The organism is Chlamydiifrater volucris, from assembly GCF_902806995.1.
In the GTDB taxonomy this organism is placed as follows: Bacteria; Chlamydiota; Chlamydiia; order Chlamydiales; family Chlamydiaceae; genus Chlamydiifrater; species Chlamydiifrater volucris.
In genome coordinates this window covers 461,561-481,784 of the sequence record NZ_LR777654.1, presented here as the reverse complement: position 1 = coordinate 481,784, position 20,224 = coordinate 461,561, and the positions used below count along the sequence as shown (strand labels likewise).

General features: G+C 37.6%; 15 protein-coding genes. 7 read left to right on the top strand and 8 right to left on the bottom strand.

Annotated elements, in window-relative coordinates:
* Nucleotides 1–16 precede the first annotated feature (16 nt).
* The 3 genes from incB to KJA62_RS02060 form a co-directional block, all read right to left on the bottom strand.
* Nucleotides 17–652, bottom strand: a complete 636-nt coding sequence (incB, locus tag KJA62_RS02070; RefSeq protein ID WP_213318379.1) for an inclusion membrane protein IncB — start codon at nt 650–652, stop codon at nt 17–19.
* 87 nt (nt 653–739) lie between these two features.
* A complete protein-coding gene (locus tag KJA62_RS02065; protein ID WP_213318941.1) occupies nt 740–2,206 on the bottom strand; it encodes a sodium-dependent transporter in 1,467 nt (488 codons plus the stop codon).
* A 20-nt stretch (nt 2,207–2,226) separates the two neighbouring features.
* Nucleotides 2,227–3,441 carry a dicarboxylate/amino acid:cation symporter gene (locus KJA62_RS02060; RefSeq protein WP_213318378.1) on the bottom strand — a complete coding sequence of 405 codons (1,215 nt, stop codon included), beginning with the start codon at nt 3,439–3,441 and terminating at the stop codon, nt 2,227–2,229.
* A gap of 111 nt (nt 3,442–3,552) precedes the next feature.
* Between KJA62_RS02060 and KJA62_RS02055 the strand changes: the two genes are divergently transcribed.
* The 3 genes from KJA62_RS02055 to mgtE all read left to right on the top strand — a co-directional run bounded on the left by KJA62_RS02055 (nt 3,553) and on the right by mgtE (nt 8,345).
* Nucleotides 3,553–4,626: a hypothetical protein gene (locus KJA62_RS02055; protein ID WP_213318377.1), complete on the top strand. Its 1,074-nt coding sequence runs from the start codon at nt 3,553–3,555 to the stop codon at nt 4,624–4,626.
* Between the two features lie 148 nt (nt 4,627–4,774).
* Nucleotides 4,775–6,862 (top strand): tetratricopeptide repeat protein, encoded by a 2,088-nt coding sequence (locus KJA62_RS02050; RefSeq protein ID WP_213318376.1) that lies wholly within the window; start codon nt 4,775–4,777, stop codon nt 6,860–6,862.
* Between the two features lie 16 nt (nt 6,863–6,878).
* Complete coding sequence (gene mgtE, locus KJA62_RS02045) at nt 6,879–8,345, top strand: magnesium transporter (protein ID WP_213318375.1); 1,467 nt, start codon at nt 6,879–6,881, stop codon at nt 8,343–8,345.
* A gap of 92 nt (nt 8,346–8,437) precedes the next feature.
* Here mgtE and KJA62_RS02040 read toward each other — a convergent pair whose 3' ends face one another.
* From KJA62_RS02040 to KJA62_RS02030, 3 genes are all read right to left on the bottom strand, one after another.
* On the bottom strand, nt 8,438–9,568 hold the full coding sequence (locus tag KJA62_RS02040) for a coiled-coil domain-containing protein (protein ID WP_213318374.1): 1,131 nt from the start codon (nt 9,566–9,568) through the stop codon (nt 8,438–8,440).
* A gap of 121 nt (nt 9,569–9,689) precedes the next feature.
* Entirely contained in the window at nt 9,690–11,123 is a 1,434-nt protein-coding gene (locus tag KJA62_RS02035; protein ID WP_213318373.1) for a hypothetical protein, read from the bottom strand.
* Nucleotides 11,124–11,251: 128 nt separating this feature from the next.
* Entirely contained in the window at nt 11,252–11,851 is a 600-nt protein-coding gene (locus tag KJA62_RS02030) for an LOG family protein (RefSeq protein WP_213318372.1), read from the bottom strand.
* 302 nt (nt 11,852–12,153) lie between these two features.
* On the opposite strand from KJA62_RS02030, the gene KJA62_RS02025 reads away from it, so the two are divergent.
* Nucleotides 12,154–13,659, top strand: coding sequence for a CT214 family putative inclusion membrane protein (locus KJA62_RS02025; protein ID WP_213318371.1), 1,506 nt, complete (start codon nt 12,154–12,156; stop codon nt 13,657–13,659).
* A 4-nt stretch (nt 13,660–13,663) separates the two neighbouring features.
* The gene (locus KJA62_RS02020; protein WP_213318370.1) at nt 13,664–15,181 is read left to right on the top strand and encodes a CT214 family putative inclusion membrane protein; all 1,518 of its coding nucleotides are present in this window, start codon (nt 13,664–13,666) and stop codon (nt 15,179–15,181) included.
* Nucleotides 15,182–15,195: 14 nt separating this feature from the next.
* Here KJA62_RS02020 and KJA62_RS02015 read toward each other — a convergent pair whose 3' ends face one another.
* On the bottom strand, nt 15,196–16,584 hold the full coding sequence (locus tag KJA62_RS02015; RefSeq protein ID WP_213318369.1) for an amino acid permease: 1,389 nt from the start codon (nt 16,582–16,584) through the stop codon (nt 15,196–15,198).
* 16 nt (nt 16,585–16,600) lie between these two features.
* Nucleotides 16,601–17,650 (bottom strand): class I fructose-bisphosphate aldolase, encoded by a 1,050-nt coding sequence (locus tag KJA62_RS02010; protein WP_213318368.1) that lies wholly within the window; start codon nt 17,648–17,650, stop codon nt 16,601–16,603.
* Nucleotides 17,651–17,805: 155 nt separating this feature from the next.
* Between KJA62_RS02010 and KJA62_RS02005 the strand changes: the two genes are divergently transcribed.
* Nucleotides 17,806–19,572: a CT214 family putative inclusion membrane protein gene (locus KJA62_RS02005; protein WP_213318367.1), complete on the top strand. Its 1,767-nt coding sequence runs from the start codon at nt 17,806–17,808 to the stop codon at nt 19,570–19,572.
* A 116-nt stretch (nt 19,573–19,688) separates the two neighbouring features.
* Nucleotides 19,689–20,129 carry a hypothetical protein gene (locus KJA62_RS02000; protein WP_213318366.1) on the top strand — a complete coding sequence of 147 codons (441 nt, stop codon included), beginning with the start codon at nt 19,689–19,691 and terminating at the stop codon, nt 20,127–20,129.
* Nucleotides 20,130–20,224 lie beyond the last annotated feature (95 nt).

Below are 20,224 nucleotides of genomic sequence, written 5' to 3'. Positions count from 1 at the left end.
CTACCCAAAACCGTTACTATAGATGGAGCCCAGCTCCACTACCAGAGCCTCCTCCTTGAACCATTCTACTAAGCTCAACACGATAAGAATGAGCGTTTAGAATCATATACGTGGCTAAAATACTTAACGTAGCAACCGTCGAAGAAACACTAGCCAAAATAGGCAATGCAACTATAGCCCCTAAAGAGCACGCATTTAAAATGGTCATTAACAAGGGAAACCCTCCACAAGCGGCCACTAAGCAACACGCCAACACAGTGATAGAAACAAGAGCAATAATTGTAAGCAATAATGCAGACAAGCTCTCACAACAGGTGGGTTTATTTTGGTAAACAGTAGCCTGCAAAGCATCGGGCCCCGCTCCACTTTCTTGAGAAGACGAACGACGATCCCTGGCTTCCTCGAACAACTCTAAAGCCATACTCTTAACACCAACCAATTCATCCCGAATAATATCCAAACTTCTCTTCGAGTCATGAGACCCTTTACAGCAGTCATCCAAAGACGACTTAATATTGGCTATTTCGGCGCACAAAGCGTTATATTGCGCTGAAGTCACACTTCCGTACTGGTACGGATCATGATGACCCCAAGGAGCAGGGGCTCCCGGCAAAGGACCAGAGACATAAGGATTGGGAGCTGTATGTGTCATAACAAACCTATGATTCTAGAGTTCACACAGAGAAATAATCGATTTAAGTGGGGACAGGTTATTAGAAAAAAACTTTATTGTCTACTCTTAATTTTTATTGAATTTTCTCAAAAATGTAAGGGTTAGAAAAAGAAAAATCACTAAAGGAACGCTCCATTGAAAAAGGATATTAGAAAAGCTTCCTAAACAAAATGGATTCCACCAGGACTCTTTTATAAATAAACTTTCTCCTAAATACCAAAATAACAAAGAAGCCCCAAGTAGGGGAGATACATATTTCACTAAGCATGTGAATTTACGACCCACTCGAATATCCTTAGGGGCAGAGTTAATAGAGGTCTCTATTAATCTTCTGAAACCATACTTGTAAGCAGCAGCTACAATAAACAATCCATTAATAATCAAAGCAACGCCCCACACATAATCTTGGTTGAGGAAAAACGACGTGCTTATAGCTGATGGAACTCCCAAAATAAAAATCACAAATGAAGCAATAGTCACGGATTTTTTTTTAGAAACCCCCAGATCCTCAAAAGAATTTGATAGGAGGAACAGCATAGAAATCATAGAAGATAGAGCTGCTATGGAAAAAGCTAGAAAAAAGATAGCAGAAAATATGGTCGATAACCAAATAGGGCCTGGTAAACAGGTAAACAAAAATGGGAGACAAATGAACGTTAACCCCAAACTAGAACTTCCTTTGCCTGTAACAAGTTCACTTAGTCCTTGATTACTTAAGCTAGAGGCTGCAGAAAAAATGATTATGGCCATAAGTAACGAAACAACATTGTTTAATACAGCAGTTGTTACACCGTTGGACACAACAGCTTCCTTTTGCTTAGCAAACCCAGCATAAACAAACAAAAGCCCCCATCCAGCGCCCGTATCCCATGCATTTTGACTTAAAGCCTCTACCCAAACCTTGTAATGAAAAAGCTGCCGAAAATCGGTAAAAAACAACTCTTTTATTCCAATGACGGCCTTGGGTAAAAACAAAACCTGGATCAAAAAAAATAGCAGGCAAACAAAAAACACCGGAATTAAAACTTTATTACAACGCTCTATTCCATTAACAATTCCCTTCTTTACTATATGAAATGCCATACCTATGGCAAACAGATGTGCCAAAAGAGGCCAATAACTATCTTGATAACTTTCCCATAAGATGGAAAAATCAGCCCCTTTATGCAAGCATCCAAATATAGAATAAACGAAATAAGAAAACCCCCATCCAACTACTACAGAGTAATAAGCTGCTATACAAGTAGTCACAACTGTTATAAAAGCTCCTGTCCAAACAAACCGTTTTCCAAGGAGAATAGGAAAAGCTCGAAAAGGTGAAGACCTTACTAGTTTTCCCAAAGACAGCTCTGTGATAATTAGTGGAATAGACCAAACGAAAAGAAATATTATCCAAGCTATTAAAAAAGCTCCACCATGATTTTGAGCCACTACTCTGGGAAATCTCCATATATTCCCTGCTCCAATAGCTATTCCCATCATGGAAACAATAAATCCAAATCTGGAACTAAAACGACGTGAATTACTCATCAGAGTACCTATTACCTAAAAAGTCAATTCAATCTGTGATGAGAAAAAAATTTATCAACCATTGCTGTAATACAGCAATCTGACCAAACGTTTAATGAAGTCTCTACCATATCCAAAAAAGCATAGAAGGGTAAAATAGATCCCAGAAGATGAAGAGGAACTCCCATAGAACTTAGGAGAGCTGAACTTAAAAAATAGCACCCCATAGGCACACCTGCGTTTCCAATAGCAGCTAGGGATGATATTCCCACCCATAAAAACATCTCTGGAAGAGAGATAAATATGCCGTTTTCCCGACAGACATACAGAACTGTTATAAGAATAAATGCCGCACATCCGTTCATATTGATCACAGAGCACAGCGGAAATGAAAATCTAGAAATTTCTGGTCGAATCTTTAGATTTTCTTCAGAAAGCTCCATAGTCAGAGGCAAAGTTGCGGAAGAAGATTTTGAAAAAAATGCTGTTACCAAAGCAGGAAACATCCCTCTAATCGTTTTGATTGGAGAAACCTGATGAATTTTCAGGAATAAAGGAAGAACTATCAGCCCTTGTATCAAATTAGCAGAGAGAACACAAATCAAATAACACACAAGACCTTTCACCGTTTTTTCTGAAGATAAGTCTCTCGCCAACAAAACAGAAAAGGCTGCAATAACAACAGGAAGAAAAGAAACAGATCCTTTGGCTATCTTCAGAAGAATGGAAAACAAAGTAGTAGATAATTTATGCAAAAATTCTCTTTCAAAGTCCGAGACAAACAGAGAGGAGATCCCTACTAGAGCCGCTAAAATAAAAACAGAAACAATATTTCCTTCGAGAAAAGGTTTAATAAAATTGCTAGGGAATGCGTCAGAAAAAAAAGTTAGATATCTGGACGTAAGGCCGACGTCACTTCCTGAATACGCATTTTCAGCAAGGACATGCCTCATAGGATGAATGAGTAAAAGGTATAAACCCAGTCCTACGGCAGCAGCTACTAAGGTCGTCAAAAGAGTGTACATTAAAACTTTTCTTCCCAAGAACAGAACAGCGTCCAAACGTTTAAAGCTAGAAAGGGTGGAGACAATCGATAGAAAGACAAGAGGAATTCCGACAAGTTTAAGGACGCTCATGAACAGACTCGAAACGATATCTGCAAAAAGAAAAACTTGTGGAATACCACTTAACCCTGAACAAAATCCAAAAAGAAAAGCTATCAATAAAAATACCGTTTGTTTCAGGGGCTTATTACTCATTTCAATAAACTACTTAACTTTTGCTCTAATCATCTTGTTGTTAATCAAATACCAAGGTATGATAGCTCACCCAACTATTTTTTAATTACCTGATTCTTTTCTGTTTTTATCATGAGCGTTAGGATTCCAGCCAACAATACTCCCATGACTCCAGAAAGATTCCCTGACAGAGAGTCCTGGAACAACGGGTTTCAGTCGTTCCTAAAACATCCAAGAATAGCTGCCCTTCCTTCAAGAGAAAGACACTCTTATAAAGCAGATTATTCATTTAGGATATTCTGCGTAGTTTCATTAACAATTTTTGTAGCTATATTTTTTTCTCTTTCACTCTCCAATCTCATCTCAGCTACAACTTTTTCTTTTTCCAATCCCATCCTAATCGTTGCCGTAGCTTTGCCCTTCTATTGCATAACTTCAGCTATGCTGATTTTTGCAAAAATTATTCATAAGCGAGACATTTTCACAAACACCTCAATTAACCCATTTTCTAGCAGGCAATGGATCCATCTACCCCATGTTAGGGCGTACACTATCAATAAGGAACTCCATTATTTCCCAGTCTTTTCTACTTACATAGACGCATCAACATTAGACAAAGAAGGGTCTGGCATAGCTTGCGGGTACTATTTTGTTAGAGAGGGGGAGATGAGGTTGGCTCATTCTGTTTTGCAAATGATTGCCATCCCCGTAGAGGTAATTGTCAAAATAGTTTATTACATCTTTCGACTCCTCATAATACCTTTCTACATTGTCTATAAGATGGTGAGGGAACATTCTTCTAGTCAAAAATCAGACCTAACTTTTTGTCCCGTTGATATTTTCAAAGAACAGGCTCGATCATTATATTACATACTAAGAGCTCCTGGATACGGGGCAGCTCACTTATTATCTTTGTTTTACTCATTTATAGACCCTTTGGCAGGTCGATTAGCTATTAGTTGCGTGGAAAGAGACTGGAATGATGACATCATTCGGTCGAGAGGAATATGGTTAATTAAACCTGAAAGAAACTTCGTCTTTGAAGGAGGAGGAAAGAAAGGTCAATTAAGCAAGCACTCCTTCTATTTGATGGGGTGCCTACAGCCAACGGCTTTGTTTCTTTTCGAGAAAGGACAAATTGTTTCTGCTACTGTTCCCTCATCGCAATCTTTTGAAAACATAAATATACCTGTCTACCCAATGTGAAGTACTACTTATATCTTTCTGCAACCTTGACTGGAACTTTACTGATATGACCTATTCTCGATATTGAATCTTCTTTGATTAAACAAGAACCTTTATTAATTCCTTTGTTTTTAGTAGATTACTTAGGTCCTTATTTTGCTGTTAGGTTATGAAAAAAGAAGCCTCTAGCCCCACATCTCTTAAAGACGTTCTAATCCAAGAGGATACAGAATCCTTTTCTGCTTCTCTTATCTCTGAGCTTCGGAACTTAGTGGAAAATGATTTAGTATCGGAGGAAGAAAAGGAAGCGACTTTTCACAGCTTATCCTCAACTCTAGACAAATTAGACAAAAAAGAGCTTTTTCGGTGCTTTATAAAGCTCGGCCAAGAATTAGGATATAAGTTACAAAATGCTAAAATACTACACGCGGTATGTCGCCATGCGGAAAACTACATAAGACGCTTCAATAATACTATTGACACGTATGACAGGATAACCGTTACTTTGATTCACGCTTCTTCTTGTTTTGAAATTTATCAAATAACAAGACAAGAAAGTTTTCTAAATTGCTCCCTGATAGGGTTTCAGAACATTCAACAAATACTAAATTTTTTTCCTCAGCTAGATCTATTTCTCGTTTCTTCACATTTTCAGCATACTAAAAAAAATGCAACACCTTCTATCTCAGAAAGCTCTGTTAATTACAACATCATGGGCAAAGCTTTTTTACAAGCATATTTCCTGTCCAAAGAGCTAGAGCACCTTACTTTAGCTAAGAAGCATCTGGAAAAAGCCCTTCATTTACATCCCAAGAATCCATTATTCCAGATTAATTATGCAGAGCTGCTAATCGCCTGGGGGGACAGGACGGGGTGCACGCAACCCATCCAGGAAGCTATCACAATTCTTTCTTATGCAATCTTTTACACCTTTAACAAGTCATTAGTATCACCTTTGTATTCTCAAGGAAGATATCTCTATGCCGTGGCTTTAGAAAAATTATTCCGCCTTACATACTCCGTTGCGCATTTCAATCATGCTAATGAAACTCTGAGAGAGATAGCTCAAGAAAACCCTACGAATGCAGATCTATGGCTTCTCTGGGGAAGCATGTTGATCTCTTTTGGTATATTTAGCCAAAATCCTCTATATGTCGAATCTGGTTTGGATAAGCTATCCTTTTTGAAGAGTAAAGCTGCTAACCCAATGGCACTCACTAAGGAACTTGCTGTAGGCATAGCAGTTTTAGGGCTACACCTGGAGGAACCTGCGCTGTTTCAGGAGAGTAGACATAGGATCATTTCAACCTTAAAACTGTTTCCTGAAAACGTTAAATTGCTTCCAGCTCTTGGAGTCACCCAACTTTGTGATGCTATATATTATTGTGATGATGAAAAGTTCTCTGTCGCGATTTCTTGTTTCCTTACAGCCCTAGAAGATGAAGAGACTGTTGATATTCTAGAGAGACTCTTTGATGCGTACCTGGCGTGGGGAATGCAGAAGCAAAGCCCTACCTTATTAAAAAAAGGTTTGGCCGTAGCAGAAAGACTTTGTAAACTAAGGCCAGAAGCTTTTATTTTTTGGAGGGACAGAGGAAAGATCTTGTATTTGTTAGCAAAGAATACCCCGGACGTCTCATATACGGAAATTTTCCTAGAGGAGTCTCTGCTGCATTATTCTAAAGCATGGAAACTTGCTCAAGAAGAGAGTATTATTGAGTCTTGGGGGATCTCTCTGAGAGAATTGGGAGCTATAAAAAAGAGTAGGGAGTTGTATGACCAGGCTCTTAATTTCTTCCATTCCCTATACAAAGAATCTAGATATCCTCCAAAATATACTTTAGAGTTAGTGGAAACGTATCTGTCGCTATCTGAGAATTTAGGTGACACCGAAAGCGCAGAAAGGGCTATAGCGCTTTTAAATGCTTACAGGGTAGATAAGAAAGATGATGAGGATATGCTTCTCTTTTTAGGAAGGGCTTACTTATGTCTTTCTTTAGGGAAAGATGGAAGCTTCTCTACAGTGGCTGAAAGATTTCTAGTGCGGTGCGTTGAAAAAGGGTGTTTAGAGGCATTGTATCCTCTATCCAAGCTATACATGATGTTAGGAAAAGAGGACCGAGCTATAAACTTTTTTCAAAAGGCCTTAGATTGTGGATCCGATATCTCATGGTCCCAGATACAACAAGATAGTATTTTTAGTAAGTTGAATTTGAAAAAATTATTTTCATCAACTTTAAGAGGCAAACAATCATAACAGGAATAGTGTGTTTATGGGGGAATTGAATAGGACCGATCAAGAGAAAGTCGATTCTGGGTTTTCGCATCTCATGGACACAAAGACCGGTCATCTTGATGATGAATTGAGCTTCAAACTGGAAAAAGCTTTTAACCATTTATCTACGACCGATATCCATTCTCATGATGTATCTAAAATTGTATCTGAATACAACCCAATAGATTTAGCATATGCTGTTTCTGGCCTTCCTTCGGCTTCTCGAGCCGTTTTGTACAAAAATCTTTCTTGCATCTCGTCGAAAGTTGCCTTCATCATTAACACAGACTCCGCTTCAAGGTGGGCTATCTTTCGGAAACTCTCAGATACTGAGGTATGTTCTCTCATAGAACAAATGCCCCCAGATGAAGCTGTTTGGGTCCTAGACGATATCCCTGATAGACGTTACCGAAGAATTTTAGATCTTATTGATTCAAAAAAAGCGCAGAAAATTAAAGATTTACAAAAGCACGGCAGGAATACTGCCGGACGCTTGATGACAAATGAATTTTTTGCCTTTCCTATGGAAACAACTTTACAAGATGTCTCATCATGTATTCGTAATAATCCTGGGATCGATCTTACTCGTTTAGTTTTTGTTCTAGATTTTAAAGGGGAATTACAAGGAGTTGTTACTGATAGAAGCCTCATTATAAATCCTCCAGAAGTCTCTTTGAAGCAGATTATGCATCAAATTGAACACAAAGTGCTTCCTGATGCCACAAGAGAAGAAGTTGTGGACATCGTTGAAAGATATAAGATCGCTGCTTTGCCCGTGGTTGATGAAGACAATTTTCTCATAGGGGCTATCACTTACGAAGATGTCGTCGAAACAATAGAGGATATTGCTGATGAGACTATTGCAAAAATGGCAGGAACTACGGAGGACCTTGGATATCACAACTGCCATGTATTCCAACGGTTTCTTCTAAGAGCTCCATGGCTTCTCTTTACCTTGCTAGCGGGATTGACCAGTGCCTCCGCTATGGCGTATTTCCAAAGGCTCGCTCCTGGTCTATTATCACTTATTATGTTTTTCATTCCTCTTATCAATGGGATGTCTGGAAATGTGGGGGTTCAATGTAGCACAATATTGGTCCGAAGCATGGCTACTGGCACCCTCCCTTGCGGCAGGAGACGAGAAACTATCTTTAAAGAAATGGGGATAGGCCTTTTAACTGGGATTATTCTTGGAATATTGTGTGGTCTTATAGTTTACGGAGCCAGCTTCCTTGGTTTCTTCCTAGGCAATAATCTTCAATTAGGTATGACTGTAGCAACAGGTATTTTAGGAGCCTCATTGACTGCTACAACATTAGGAGTTTTATCTCCCTTTTTCTTTGTCAGAATAGGAGTAGACCCAGCCCTAGCATCCGGCCCAATAGTAACCGCTCTTAATGACATTATGTCTATGCTTATGTTCTTTGTCATTACAGGGGTCATTAATGCTGTATTCTTTAATTAAGAGAAGCTGCTCTTTCAAAAGCAGAAGGTTAGGTCCTACAAAGCTTAAAAAAGAGAAAAGACAAAAGTTTTCTCCCCTTTTTCTCTCTTTTTCTAGCTGTCTGTCTTATCGTCTTCTTGTAAACTTTCCTCCTGTTCTCCCTGCTCTTCCTCATCTTGCTGATAGGAGGATTCTTCTTTATACCCCTTTTCGTTGTAATTTTCAGAAATATTGGGAACTCTTGCGTTATCAGGTTCCGAAAGAAAGCCTCTAGTCTCTACTGATGCTCCAGACATAACAAAAGAAGGAACAGGAAGGGGAGAGGTGGTACTTGAACCTTTACCAAAGGAGGTGGGAAGTTGTGATAAATTCTTGCAATCTAGACTCCCGTCAAATAATTTTAGTCTATCTTTCAATCGATGGTTTTCTCTGAATAAATCAACAAGTTTCGAACCCAAATTTAAAAGCTCTTTGTCAGCATTAAATGCTTCCAAGGTGGATTTTTTATTAATAAGAAGCTGCTCTTCTAACTCAAACTCCTTATTTTTTAGCTCAGCTAATAAAATAACCTGTCTTTCTAACTCTTGTCTAATTCGTTTATTAAGAGCCTCGAGATCTCTATTACACTGAGTCAAGACTAGGTTTTCTTGAAGAAACTTTTCTTCTTTTTCTTTTAAAACTTTTTCAGAAATCTTGAGCTTATTAGCTAGCTCATGATTTTCCGATCTCATAAGATCGAACTGGTCTTGGATCCCCTTAATGCGCTCCCTGCTGGAAGATATTCCGGACTCCAACTCAGAAATAAATTCCTCTTTCGTCTGTAAAGTCAACATCAAGGACGTTTCATTCTCCTTAGCTGTCCTCAGCGCACTTTCTAACTCGCACTCGGAGCACTCTAAGAAGGAAATCTTGTCCAACAACTCAGCAACCTCTTCCTTCTTTTTGTTGAAGTGCTCAAATAATTTAGAAGAAGCCAACACCATGACGGATATCGTTAATAAGATTGACCCAAAAGAAATTGAGGTGATTCCCAGAATTACCGAAGCCGTAATAGGAATAGCTGGAGAAGACAGAATTAAAGCTATCACCCCAGAAACCATGACTATAGCTCCGAGAGCCAAAAGGGTTACGGAAAGCAGGGACCTAGAAAAAGGCCTTCCTTTGTTTGCGACCCCTTCATTAAATAGAGACTCGGTGTTCTCAAAATTCAAAGAAAGATTAGACTCATTTCTTACAAAGGTCATAATTAATTACCCTCTAAAAGATAGATCAAATCATAAACAGGTAGTAATTATAACAAAAACAGATATTTAAAACATAAAAACAGAAATAACAATTAATAATTAAAGAAATCTTAATAAAAGATTAACTCGACTTCTTGAGGACTTTGATTCCAAAAAATCTAAAAAGCAACCAGGAGAATGAAGCTTCCTTATTTTTCTTTTCTTCCTCTAAAATTTCGAGAACTACCCCAGTAATAATTTTACTATTTTTTTGAATCCAAGAGCCCGCTTCCTGTACTTTACTGGAGCATTTCAGGGATGAAACCTTTAATTGAATCACTTCAGCTCCATAGCATATACCTTGAACCCCAACAAAAAGTGCTCCTAAACCAGTTAAAATCAATCTGTTTCCTGGCTGAAAAAGACGCTTAGACTCTGAAGAAAGAATAGAAGAACCTACCCGAGAAACTATTTTGCTCGTGGAAAATACTTTTCTATTAGAGGACTTTTCGGAATTAGCTTTTGATAACATCTTTAATGATAATGGGTTTGTTTCAATTTCTTCCTCCGAATCAGTGCTAATCAAGGACAAGGATTCAAAAAATTCTGAATCTTCTTGCTCAGACTCATCTGACACCTCACTTTCTTCCGAAGTCTGTACAGAAATACTCGTCTTCGAACTCTGTTGTTTTTCCTCCTCAAATAAGGCCTTCTGCATGCATTCCTGAAGTTCTTCCTCGACCTTTTTTAACCTAAACTCTGCAAGGTTTTTTTTTCGCAAAAATTTTTCTTTTGACAAACTCTCTTTAGATAGTTGCAGACGTAAAGCGTTAAGTTCTTCATCTCTTTCTTTATGAATATTTTTTGTTGATTTGGGAAGAAGGTACTGGCTCAGGTACAGTAGCTGTAAACTACTAACTCCCTCGGCTAGCAAAAAATGCGTTTTAAATGCAGATAACCCGGAAAAAACAAGGGATGAACTTAAAAAAGAAAAGCTTATTGAAGCTAATGGATGCGAAAGAAAATTACCAGGGTAAGCCGATAAAACATAGACACCTGCTGTTAATAACCCAACTCCTAATATTACAGATCCAGCAGATAAAATAACTCTGCAAGGAAAAAGAGGATGCGTCCAAGCTTTTTTTTGCGTTAACACATAATCATAATTTGTTGGACTTAGCAAGGATAGAAACGCTCTCTGCTGATCATCAATATGAGAAAATTTACATCGGTGCTTCCTTAAAAAAGAATTTACATTTCGAAAACTATTAATCCGAGATAACGCTAACCTGGAGAGAAAAGTTATCGATCCTAAACAGGCAAATAAGCCTAAAGAAATTCCTGATAAAGCTCCATAAAGCGGAGCTACAGAAGTGAAAAGTCCAGATAATCCCAGGGCATAGGCAGAAATCACAGACACGATAGCTCCCAGAACTACAATCACAGATACAACGAAAAAGGTCAGCCTATCTCCCTCAACTTTTTGTCTTTGGAGCCCATAAACACCAGGCAACTGGGTAAAACTTCTCGGAAGATTATTTAGTATGTTAGACCTTACAGTTTGACCAAAAGACATCTTGCCCAGCAAGTTGAAAAAGAATTAACAACGATAATTGGTAAAGGCTAACCACCAACACAAAAACACAAGTTTACAACCCGCAAGCCATTGATTTCAAGCGATATATGGAAGACGAAAAACCGTTTTCACAAATTATCTAAAAAAGACTTAACAATATCAATGACAGCTTCTTGATCATCTAGAACCTGTAGATGCGAAAAGACACTAGTATCTGCATAATTGTTTTGAAAAATCTGTGTTCTAATCCAATCCAAAAGAGGGGACCAAAAACCACTGCCCACAAGAATGACAGGACGAACAAGAAGCTGTTCCATAGAAAATAAAGCAATAACTTCCGAAAGCTCATTAAGCGTTCCAAACCCTCCTGGGAAGAAGATGTAAGCTGCGACATTCTCTAAAATAACCCGTTTTTGTGCATACAGATCCTTAAAAGAAAATATACAACCAGGGGAGAAGTATGGATTAAAAGGGAATTCCTCAAAATGCAATACATAAGATAGTCCCGAACCAGAGATAGCCCCAGAATTAGCTGCCTCCATGATGCCATGCCCGCCACCAGTAACAATGTTAAAGCAATCGTTGGATAACTTCTCAGATAACTCTTGAGCAAACAAATACTCCTTACTCTTGGGAGAAACCTTATCTCCACCAAAAAAAGCTATAAGGGGATCAGAATTAGACAAAAAAGCTCTGCCCATAGAAACCTCATCCTCTTTTTCTAGCATATGTCCTCCATTAGACTAAAAATCACTTAAACCCACGGTCCTCTTGCAACGCTATAATCGCAAACTCCCTTAAAGACACCTTCCGTGTTTTCAAGAAGGGAGAGATTCTCAGAAAAAATCACCTTAAAGGCAAGAACAAAAAGAGTTCGAAGCGAGCAGAACTTTCAACCTCAATAACAACAGAAAATATTACCTTCAGAGAGATCTTCGCCACTTTTTACTAAGATCATTGTTATTTTTTGCACAAAAATCCAAGCGGAGGGTATATTACGCCGTTTATTATTTAGTAGGTTGGAATTCTTTTGGTTCCTAGTCTTAGTTCCTTTGAAAGGAACACTCACAACCAACACACTCTTTTTTCTTCTAGAGATCGAATTATCCTGATTGTTCTCAAAACACTAACGATCCTTGCCGTAACTGTTATCTCCATATTAGTAGCCACGGGCGCGTGCCCTCTAACGGGAGCTTCCATAGCGGTCCCTGTATCTATTTTTTCTATTTGGTTCCTTGGAATCACTTTATTATTTTTCATAAATAAAAGAGAGTTATCGCAATTCAGTTCTTTCAATGAAACTAAACTTATTTTTTCCCAAAGACAAAAAGACCTTATCAAATGGGGAATTTCACAAAAAAGTTTCCTGCTGAGAGAATCTGAAGACGCCAAACAAGGAAAAGTGTTAGATACTGTCACAATATCTATCTCTCCCTACCTCAGTCCTTTGTTCCCAAAAGAGGAAGCAAGGCGAAGAGTGAAAATGTTCCAAGAGGATTTTAGGGCGTTGACCCAAAAAATCTCCCTAACCAGTAGTCTAATAAAAAGCGAGCACCATGGCTTTTTGGATTGTTTAGAAAAAGAGCTTCTCTATCTTTTTGCTCCTTCATCATACAAGCCAAATATCACGCCAAGACTATCACCATGCAAAGACAGCATAGTGGATTTTTCTCTTGCGTATTCACTGTCAGATGTCCTTTGTTTTTGCTTTGATAATCCAGAAACTTGGGATCTCCTGACTCAAAAAATATTTGAAGGAGCTGCCTACATCCATAACGAATTTGTAAAAAATAAAGACACTTCTTTAACACTCAAAGATTCCATTATATACATTTGTAGGATCCTAAACACTTGGCTTCTGGGCAAAACCCTTGAGGAGGGAACTATAGAATCTATATTAAATTACAACCCGAAGTACTTATCAAAAGAGTTAAAAGAGGCTCTTTTCACCGGAAATTTGTGTAAATTTATTATTCAGAAATCATCTGCAAAAGATGAGACCCTGTCTATTAATTTCCTTAGAGACCCCGAAGATTTGGAATTACTTTCTGCAAAGCGGAACGAGGTTCTTAACCTAAGCATATTCAGTCGAGAAAAAAAAAGAAAAGAACTATTTTCTTTTAAACAAAACTTGATAAGCAAATTATCGATTTACAGATCCTTATCTTCTCCTCAGTCAAGATTGTATGCCTTTAACCTTTGGAAAAACAAAGACGCCTTAGTTGGACTATATGATTTTATTAAAACAAATCATAAAACCATTGTGAGCAATCCTTCTATACTTCTGGAGATTTTGAATGCCGATTTAAAATTACAAGAATTCGTTAGAGATTTTTTAAGTTCTGGTTTCAACTTTGAAAAAATGAAAAAATTAATTCGCCCTATCATTTTAGGGGGAATCTCCAGCAGGGTGTTTACGAAAAAAGATATTCAGTTATTCTGCAATCGTTTTGGGCTGAATGAAGCATCTTTTCTAAAATCCATATCTGAAGGGACATTCCTGGAGCTATTATTTCCCAATCTATTTAAAAGCTAGTCCAATGATCAACATGATTCTCAGTCAAGAAACCCCTGTTTCTTTTTGCGAATTCTCCCTTAGAAGACACTATTCTAAATGGTCCCTCGACTACATCTTGCCTGCAATTTTTTATATCTTGGGAATGATTACATTTTCTTTTCTTTGTTTAACTATCGGATTCATTGTCCCAGTATCTACAGTTGTCTCTATCGTATTTTTCACAACTTTTATACTCTCTGCCATGGGTGTTATCTCTTACATTTGCTATTATAAAAAGATCCTTTCTTCTCGCTTGGAACAGCTAGAATCTACAACGTTTTTTCCATCTAAAATCCTAAATAAACTACTCATCTTTGAAAAAGACAGAAACACCGATTTTTCTGAAAACAATTTTCCAAATTCTTTTTTTGTTCCTATGGGACTCCACTTAGGAGAGTACAAAAAACCAGAACCAGATAGAAGTCGACAGATTGAAAATCTTTTGATAGCTTTCCATAGCATTACTTCACGCAAAAAAAAGGAGCCGCCCTCCACAGTAAATATTATTAAAGAGATCTTGTTTAAAGATTACGTCTATCTTAAGGAACCCATTGATAATATTTCTCTTATAAGCAACTGCAATGGAGAAGAATTTCTTGAAGCATTTCTAAAGTTCTCCGTAACCTTCTTAGAACATAACGGAGAAAGAATATCTTTGTTTTGGCGTAATGAATTCGCTTCTCCTTCACAAAAATTCTATCCCTCTATATCTCTAATAAATAGTATCACCCGAAAATTCTCTGAGTCGATAAATCCTAAAAATTTTCTAAAGGAAACAGTCCTTGCTAATCTCAGACTAGCAAATGTCTTTCTCTATGGCAAAATAATGAAAAGTCTCAATGATAGGGATTCTGCTAAGGAAATTATTAAGCAAAGATTTCCCGAAATAAAAGAGGTTGATTCCTTTTTACAAGCGGGGAATTTTATAGGATTAATCCTAAAGAGCTTATCAAAAGAAACCGCTAATTTTATCCTTCAGACTAACACTATTGAAGAATTATCCCCGATAAGTTTATTGGAGACAGTTTCCAGGAAAAAAACGACTATAAATTCCTTAGCGTATGCTAGTGATAAGCTCGAAGATCAGAGAAAGATTTCTCAAAAAAAAGAATGGCTAATACAGTTGCTTTCAGTATTTAAACTACCTACAAGTAAGGTGCTCCTGTTAGGCAAAGCCGTTTTTAGAATAAATGCTATCACTAGCTCTGTAGAGGAGATCAAAAACAACTTAGAAGAATTCCTTTCTGATCCATTTTTGATTTTAGAAATAATAAGAGAAAGCAAAGAACTCCAAGAAATCATTAAGGTTTATTCTCCACTCTCTCCAGAGGTACTAGAAAACATAGCTTCGCCCATATTTTCCGGCACTAGTAACTTCGGAATAGCCTCTCAGAAAGAAGTAAGAAAATTCCTGGAAAGGACAAACATATCTGAAGAAGATTTCACAATCGCTGTAAAAAATAATCGTATCTTACAGCTTCTCTTTCCCAACATATTTTAACGTTATACGATCTTCTAAAAAGATTTTCCTCTCTTCTTTTGTGAAAGAAAAATTCCTACGGGAATAAAGCAATTAAGCAAGAAACCACTGGAAAGCCACAGGGTGTAGTGCTTATAAGAGACTCCTTCAGGAGGTAAAATGCTAACGAAAAGCGCAAAAAAGCAGGAAAGAATGCCCAAGAAAGAGAGAATGTATATACCTATGTTTTTTCCCGGAACGACAAAAATCCTTTCAGCCTTGGGTTCCTTTTTTCTAAGAACAGGGCCAGCTATAAACAGACAAACATACATCATTAAATACATTTGAACGCTTAAAGCGCTTAAAACCCAGTACGCAATATCTGCCGTTCCAAGCAGTAAAAACAACGCCGAAAAACCTGTCACAACAATAGCCTGAAACAACATTAAATTGACTGGCACACCTCTAGAGTTCGTCTTCTTAAAGATTTTTGGCAAACAATCATTTTGGGTGGAGATAAATAATCCTTTTGTCCCAGCAAACATCCATGCATTCAATTCTCCTAGGGATCCCGCTATGGTCATAAAAACGACTATCATGGTCATCCAAGAAAGGTTATATTTTTGGAAGAATAAATTGAAAGCCGTGACCAAGCCCGATACCAAACTGATTTGATCTTTGGGAATGACAACAGCTATTGAAAGAGATCCTAGCACTAGGATAGCCAAAGTCAACATAGCTCCAATTAAAACAGCTTTAGGATAGCTCCTTTTAGGATCACGCATATCCGAAGCTAAATTAGCATTAGCTTCCAGTCCACATAACGCTAACAACATTCCTGCCAACAAAGCTAAAGAAGTCTGCGAACCGAAATCTGGAATGATATCCCTAGGATTCAAAGAAATAGCTATGGAATTCCCACTAAACACCCAAAATAAAGCTAAGCTTACCAAAATAATCCCGGGAATAATAGTTCCAACAATAACACAAATCGTGCTGAACAAAGCAGAAGTAGAAATACCAAAGAAATTAAAAAAAGTTAGCCCCCAGAACCCCACCAAAACTACGCTGGATAAGTAAAGTTTGTTTTGCGCCATATCGGGGTACATTTTATAAACCAAACTGCTGCCAATGAAAGCTAACATAGCAGGGTACCAAGTCATGTTATGGAACCACTGCATCCAAACGGCAAAAAAGCCCCACCATTTACCTAGAGAGTCCCGTACCCAGACGTATATACCTTGAGGTTTAAAAGAAGCTAACTCAGCTGAAATTAATGCATAGGGAACCATAAAACACAAAACAGCCAAAACATAGTAGAAAAGAGTAGAGAGCCCATGTTTAGCTGTTAAGGGCAAGTTTCTCAAACTGATAACAACAGCTAAAGAAAGCATCCCAACGGTAAACGTCCCTAAAGATCCTTTCGAAGTTTTCGAAGAATGCATACCTTACCTTAACGAATTATGCTATAGTGATTGAGGGATCTAAGTATATATCCTGAACTAAATTTAGCAACTTAATTCCCTCTTTAAAAGACTTCTGGAAAGCTTTTCTCCCTAAAATAAGTCCCATACCTCCAGCTCGCTTATTGATAACAGCTGTTCTCGCCGCATCCTTCAAGTCATTATCTCCCGAAGCTCCTCCAGAATTAATGAGCCCAACCTTACCCGCATAACTATTCATTAGCTGGTATCTGCAAAGATCTATTGGATGATCTGAAGACAACTCACTATAAACTCTAGGATCAGTTTTACCAAATTTTATAGCAGTGTATCCGCCTTGTGTTTCAGGCAATTTTTGCTTCACTATATCTGCTCCTAGCGAGGCTCCCAAATGATCAGCTTGGCCCGTTAAATCTGAGGCAGTATGATAGTCTTTTCCCTCGTGAACAAAAGATGCATTCCTTATGTAGCACCACAAAATTGTTCCCAAGCCAAGTTCTCTCGCCAAGGCGAAGGACTCAGAAACTTCAACTATTTCCTCAGAAGAAGTTTCTGAACCAAAATAAATTGTAGCTCCTACAGCAATGGCCCCCATATTATAAGCATCCTCTACTCTGGAGAACATAACCTGTCTGTGTTTATTCGGGTAGGTAAGCAACTCATTATGATTAATTTTTAGAATAAAAGGAATTTTATGAGCATACTTCCTCGACATTAGAGAAAGGACACCATACGAAGAAGCGACAGCGTTGCATCCTCCTTCTATAGCTAATTTGATAATATTTTCAGGGTCAAAGTACATGGGGTTTGCAGCAAACGATGCACCAGCAGAATGTTCTATACCCTGATCGACGGGGAGGATTGATAAGTAGCCTGTACCCGACAGTCTTCCATGTGAAAACAAAGTTTGTAAAGATCTTAACACTTTGTTGTTTCTGTCTGACTGAGAAAAAACTCTATCGACGAAGTCTCCTGAAGGTAGCGTCAAGCTTTCTTTTTTTATCTTTGTACAGCTGTATGTCAATAAGTTATCACTATCACCACCCAGTAAATCTTCTATCTTTTGCATATACCCCACCTCCGTTAAGAACAAAATCAGAGTTTCCGCATATAGGTCTTGTTTGTCAAGAAACTTTGACATGTTAATTTAAAAAGCTAAAACAATATTAAATTAAAAAGAAATAATTATTAAAATTAACTAACCATATTAATTATTTTTTTATTATGAATCCCACCTCGAGAATAACAAATTATTCCAATCAAAATTCTCAAAACAAGACAGGGGATGAAAAAAACATCTCAAACAAAGACTACAAACTAACAATTAATGAGTTAGAAAAATATCAGAGAAAAGAAAGACTGATAGCTATTACAGCGGTAGCACTGACTATCTTAGTAGCAATAACACTGGTAACTCTTCAATTCGCTCTTCCCGGCGCTGGCTTAATGATTTTGGCTCCGGCAATAGCTTTGTCTATCTCAGTAGTGACATCTACAATCTTGATCACACGAATGCTACTCAGAGCTCGCGAGATTGTACGAATAAATAATAAATTCATAAAAGAATCCACTACTCAAGTCAAAGAACAGTCAAAAGTATTTAACCCCAACCTCACAAAAACTCATTCATCCAATGATCAACCGCGTAGACTTAAGATAAGCAAAGAGTTGAAAGAAATAGACGAAATATTAGGTAAACTAGAATCACCCATAAGAAAATCTTCCCTCCAAAACGTAGAAACTAATTCATCTATGCCCTCGTCTACTTCAAATAAAGAAGTAAATAAAGAGACCCTTAAAAAAAACAAACAACTCGAAACCAAAAAAGTTTTAAACAAAAAAAATAGCAATTTGAATGAATCTTCTTTTCTTGCGCCTCAAAACTTAAGTCACTACAAAAATCTCCTAAGATCTGAAAAAAAAACAAAACAAAGAAATCTAGAAAAAGAGGGGGGGGAGATTAAGCAAAGCCTATTATTGATCTCTAAAAACATAGATCAACTAGGAAAAAAAATTAGCTCCGGCCAAGATTTAATCACACCCTACCAAGCCTCCTACCTTTATTCTGGAATAGGATCAAGCTCTGAGATCTCTGAACTGCTCAAGCATATTAATCATATCCTAGCAAATGAGGACAGCGGCGTATTTTTCCTCTTGGCCCTCATAAAAAGTCAATCAACACAAGAAACTCTAAATTATTTAGAACCTTTGTTTTCTCTAAAAAAGATGATTTTAGAGCCAAACGCGGACATTGCATCAAAAAAAGCAGCCTTAATTGACTTTCTCACTCTAACAAATTTGTTTCTAAGTGGCTGGTTAATATCAAAGAACTCAGAATTGAAGACCCACTTGATAAGGAACCTTTCTCAAAAACTACATCTAGAAGAAGATGAGGTCATACACAAATTCTTCATTAGAGGAAATTATTTGGAAATGATAAGTCTCTTGAATCCCAGCGTGGATCGATTGCTAAAAAAACTTCTCAGATACGATGTTTCCTCTCCTTCGTTAACTTTTGATGAGTGCTGTGCTGATTTAAGAAGAAACGAAAAATTTGCAAAACAGTTGACGTTAGCTTTCTCTGAAAGAGAACAACATCAAAATCTTATGAAAAGAGTCAGACAATTTTTTTCTAAAATAGAAAATTATCTTCCCAAAAATTCACTAGGACTCATCTCCTTCGCGAACAATTTGCCTAATTTATCTTCAGAATTCCAACAATTCTTTTCTCGATTTCATCCAGACGTATCTTGCTTACTCCTGGCTTTCCTAGAAAACTCAAAATTAAAAGAGAAAATTTTAGTTATTCTTCCAAGAGGAGGAGAAAAGGCTTTTGAAAAGGTCGTCTCTATTCTTTCCCTAGGAATGCTCAGATGTGGTTTTATTCACAAAAATGCTTTGAAATTAATTTCTTCATCTTTAGGAATTAATGAAAAAGAGTTGGAAAAAATTATTTTAAATAAGGAGCTGGGAAAAAATATTTTAAAATAAAAACGATTTCTGAACACCTTCTCGCTCCACATTCTAAAAATAATTTCGTACAAAAAAAAAATTCTCCCGTGGTACAATTTTCCCTCGTTTTTCAAGATCAATTCTGGGAGATCACAATGACGTCAGGCCGACCTCTTATACCATCATTTAATGCTTTTGGTTTCGAGTCTTGGGCTAAGGAGCCTTGTAGTAATATTATCGGTTCTATTCCCGTTCTGGGAGCTGTTAGTGGAGCGCGTAGAATATCTCGAGCAGTCGATGCCATGAGGACGTTCGACAACAAGCGTGGATATTCCCGTGTGGACACCATGAGCGGTAAAATTAATGTCATGTCTCATATCTTCAGGGGAGTTCTAGAGATCTTTGGGGTTGGCATTCTAGCGTCTGTCTATGATTTAGCAACTTTATTAATCTCATTGGTTGTTGTTACCGTAGTGAATTTTGTTTTAGGAGTGCTTACTATCGTCGGCTGTATTCTCGCCGCTGCCTTATGCTCTCTTTCATTCCCCTTGGATTTTGTTGCTGCAGGATTGCACGACTTGCTTGCCTGCGCTTAGGCGCGCCTGAAAACTGTTAATAGTTTCGTTTTTGGTTGTTTTTAATCGAAGAGGGGCTTGGTTGTTTTAGTCAAGCCCCTTCGCTCCGACCTTCG

Bases quoted from the DNA above. Each gene is read 5' to 3' on its own strand.
- mgtE (WP_213318375.1), top strand. From the start codon at position 6,879: ATGGGGGAATTGAATAGGACCGATCAAGAGAAAGTCGATTCTGGGTTT.
- KJA62_RS02035 (WP_213318373.1), bottom strand. From the start codon at position 11,123: ATGTCTTTTGGTCAAACTGTAAGGTCTAACATACTAAATAATCTTCCG.
- KJA62_RS02020 (WP_213318370.1), top strand. From the start codon at position 13,664: ATGATCAACATGATTCTCAGTCAAGAAACCCCTGTTTCTTTTTGCGAA.
- KJA62_RS02005 (WP_213318367.1), top strand. From the start codon at position 17,806: ATGAATCCCACCTCGAGAATAACAAATTATTCCAATCAAAATTCTCAA.
- KJA62_RS02010 (WP_213318368.1), bottom strand. From the start codon at position 17,650: ATGCAAAAGATAGAAGATTTACTGGGTGGTGATAGTGATAACTTATTG.
- KJA62_RS02015 (WP_213318369.1), bottom strand. From the start codon at position 16,584: ATGCATTCTTCGAAAACTTCGAAAGGATCTTTAGGGACGTTTACCGTT.
- KJA62_RS02030 (WP_213318372.1), bottom strand. From the start codon at position 11,851: ATGCTAGAAAAAGAGGATGAGGTTTCTATGGGCAGAGCTTTTTTGTCT.
- incB (WP_213318379.1), bottom strand. From the start codon at position 652: ATGACACATACAGCTCCCAATCCTTATGTCTCTGGTCCTTTGCCGGGA.
- KJA62_RS02055 (WP_213318377.1), top strand. From the start codon at position 3,553: ATGAGCGTTAGGATTCCAGCCAACAATACTCCCATGACTCCAGAAAGA.
- KJA62_RS02060 (WP_213318378.1), bottom strand. From the start codon at position 3,441: ATGAGTAATAAGCCCCTGAAACAAACGGTATTTTTATTGATAGCTTTT.
- KJA62_RS02000 (WP_213318366.1), top strand. From the start codon at position 19,689: ATGACGTCAGGCCGACCTCTTATACCATCATTTAATGCTTTTGGTTTC.
- KJA62_RS02050 (WP_213318376.1), top strand. From the start codon at position 4,775: ATGAAAAAAGAAGCCTCTAGCCCCACATCTCTTAAAGACGTTCTAATC.
- KJA62_RS02040 (WP_213318374.1), bottom strand. From the start codon at position 9,568: ATGACCTTTGTAAGAAATGAGTCTAATCTTTCTTTGAATTTTGAGAAC.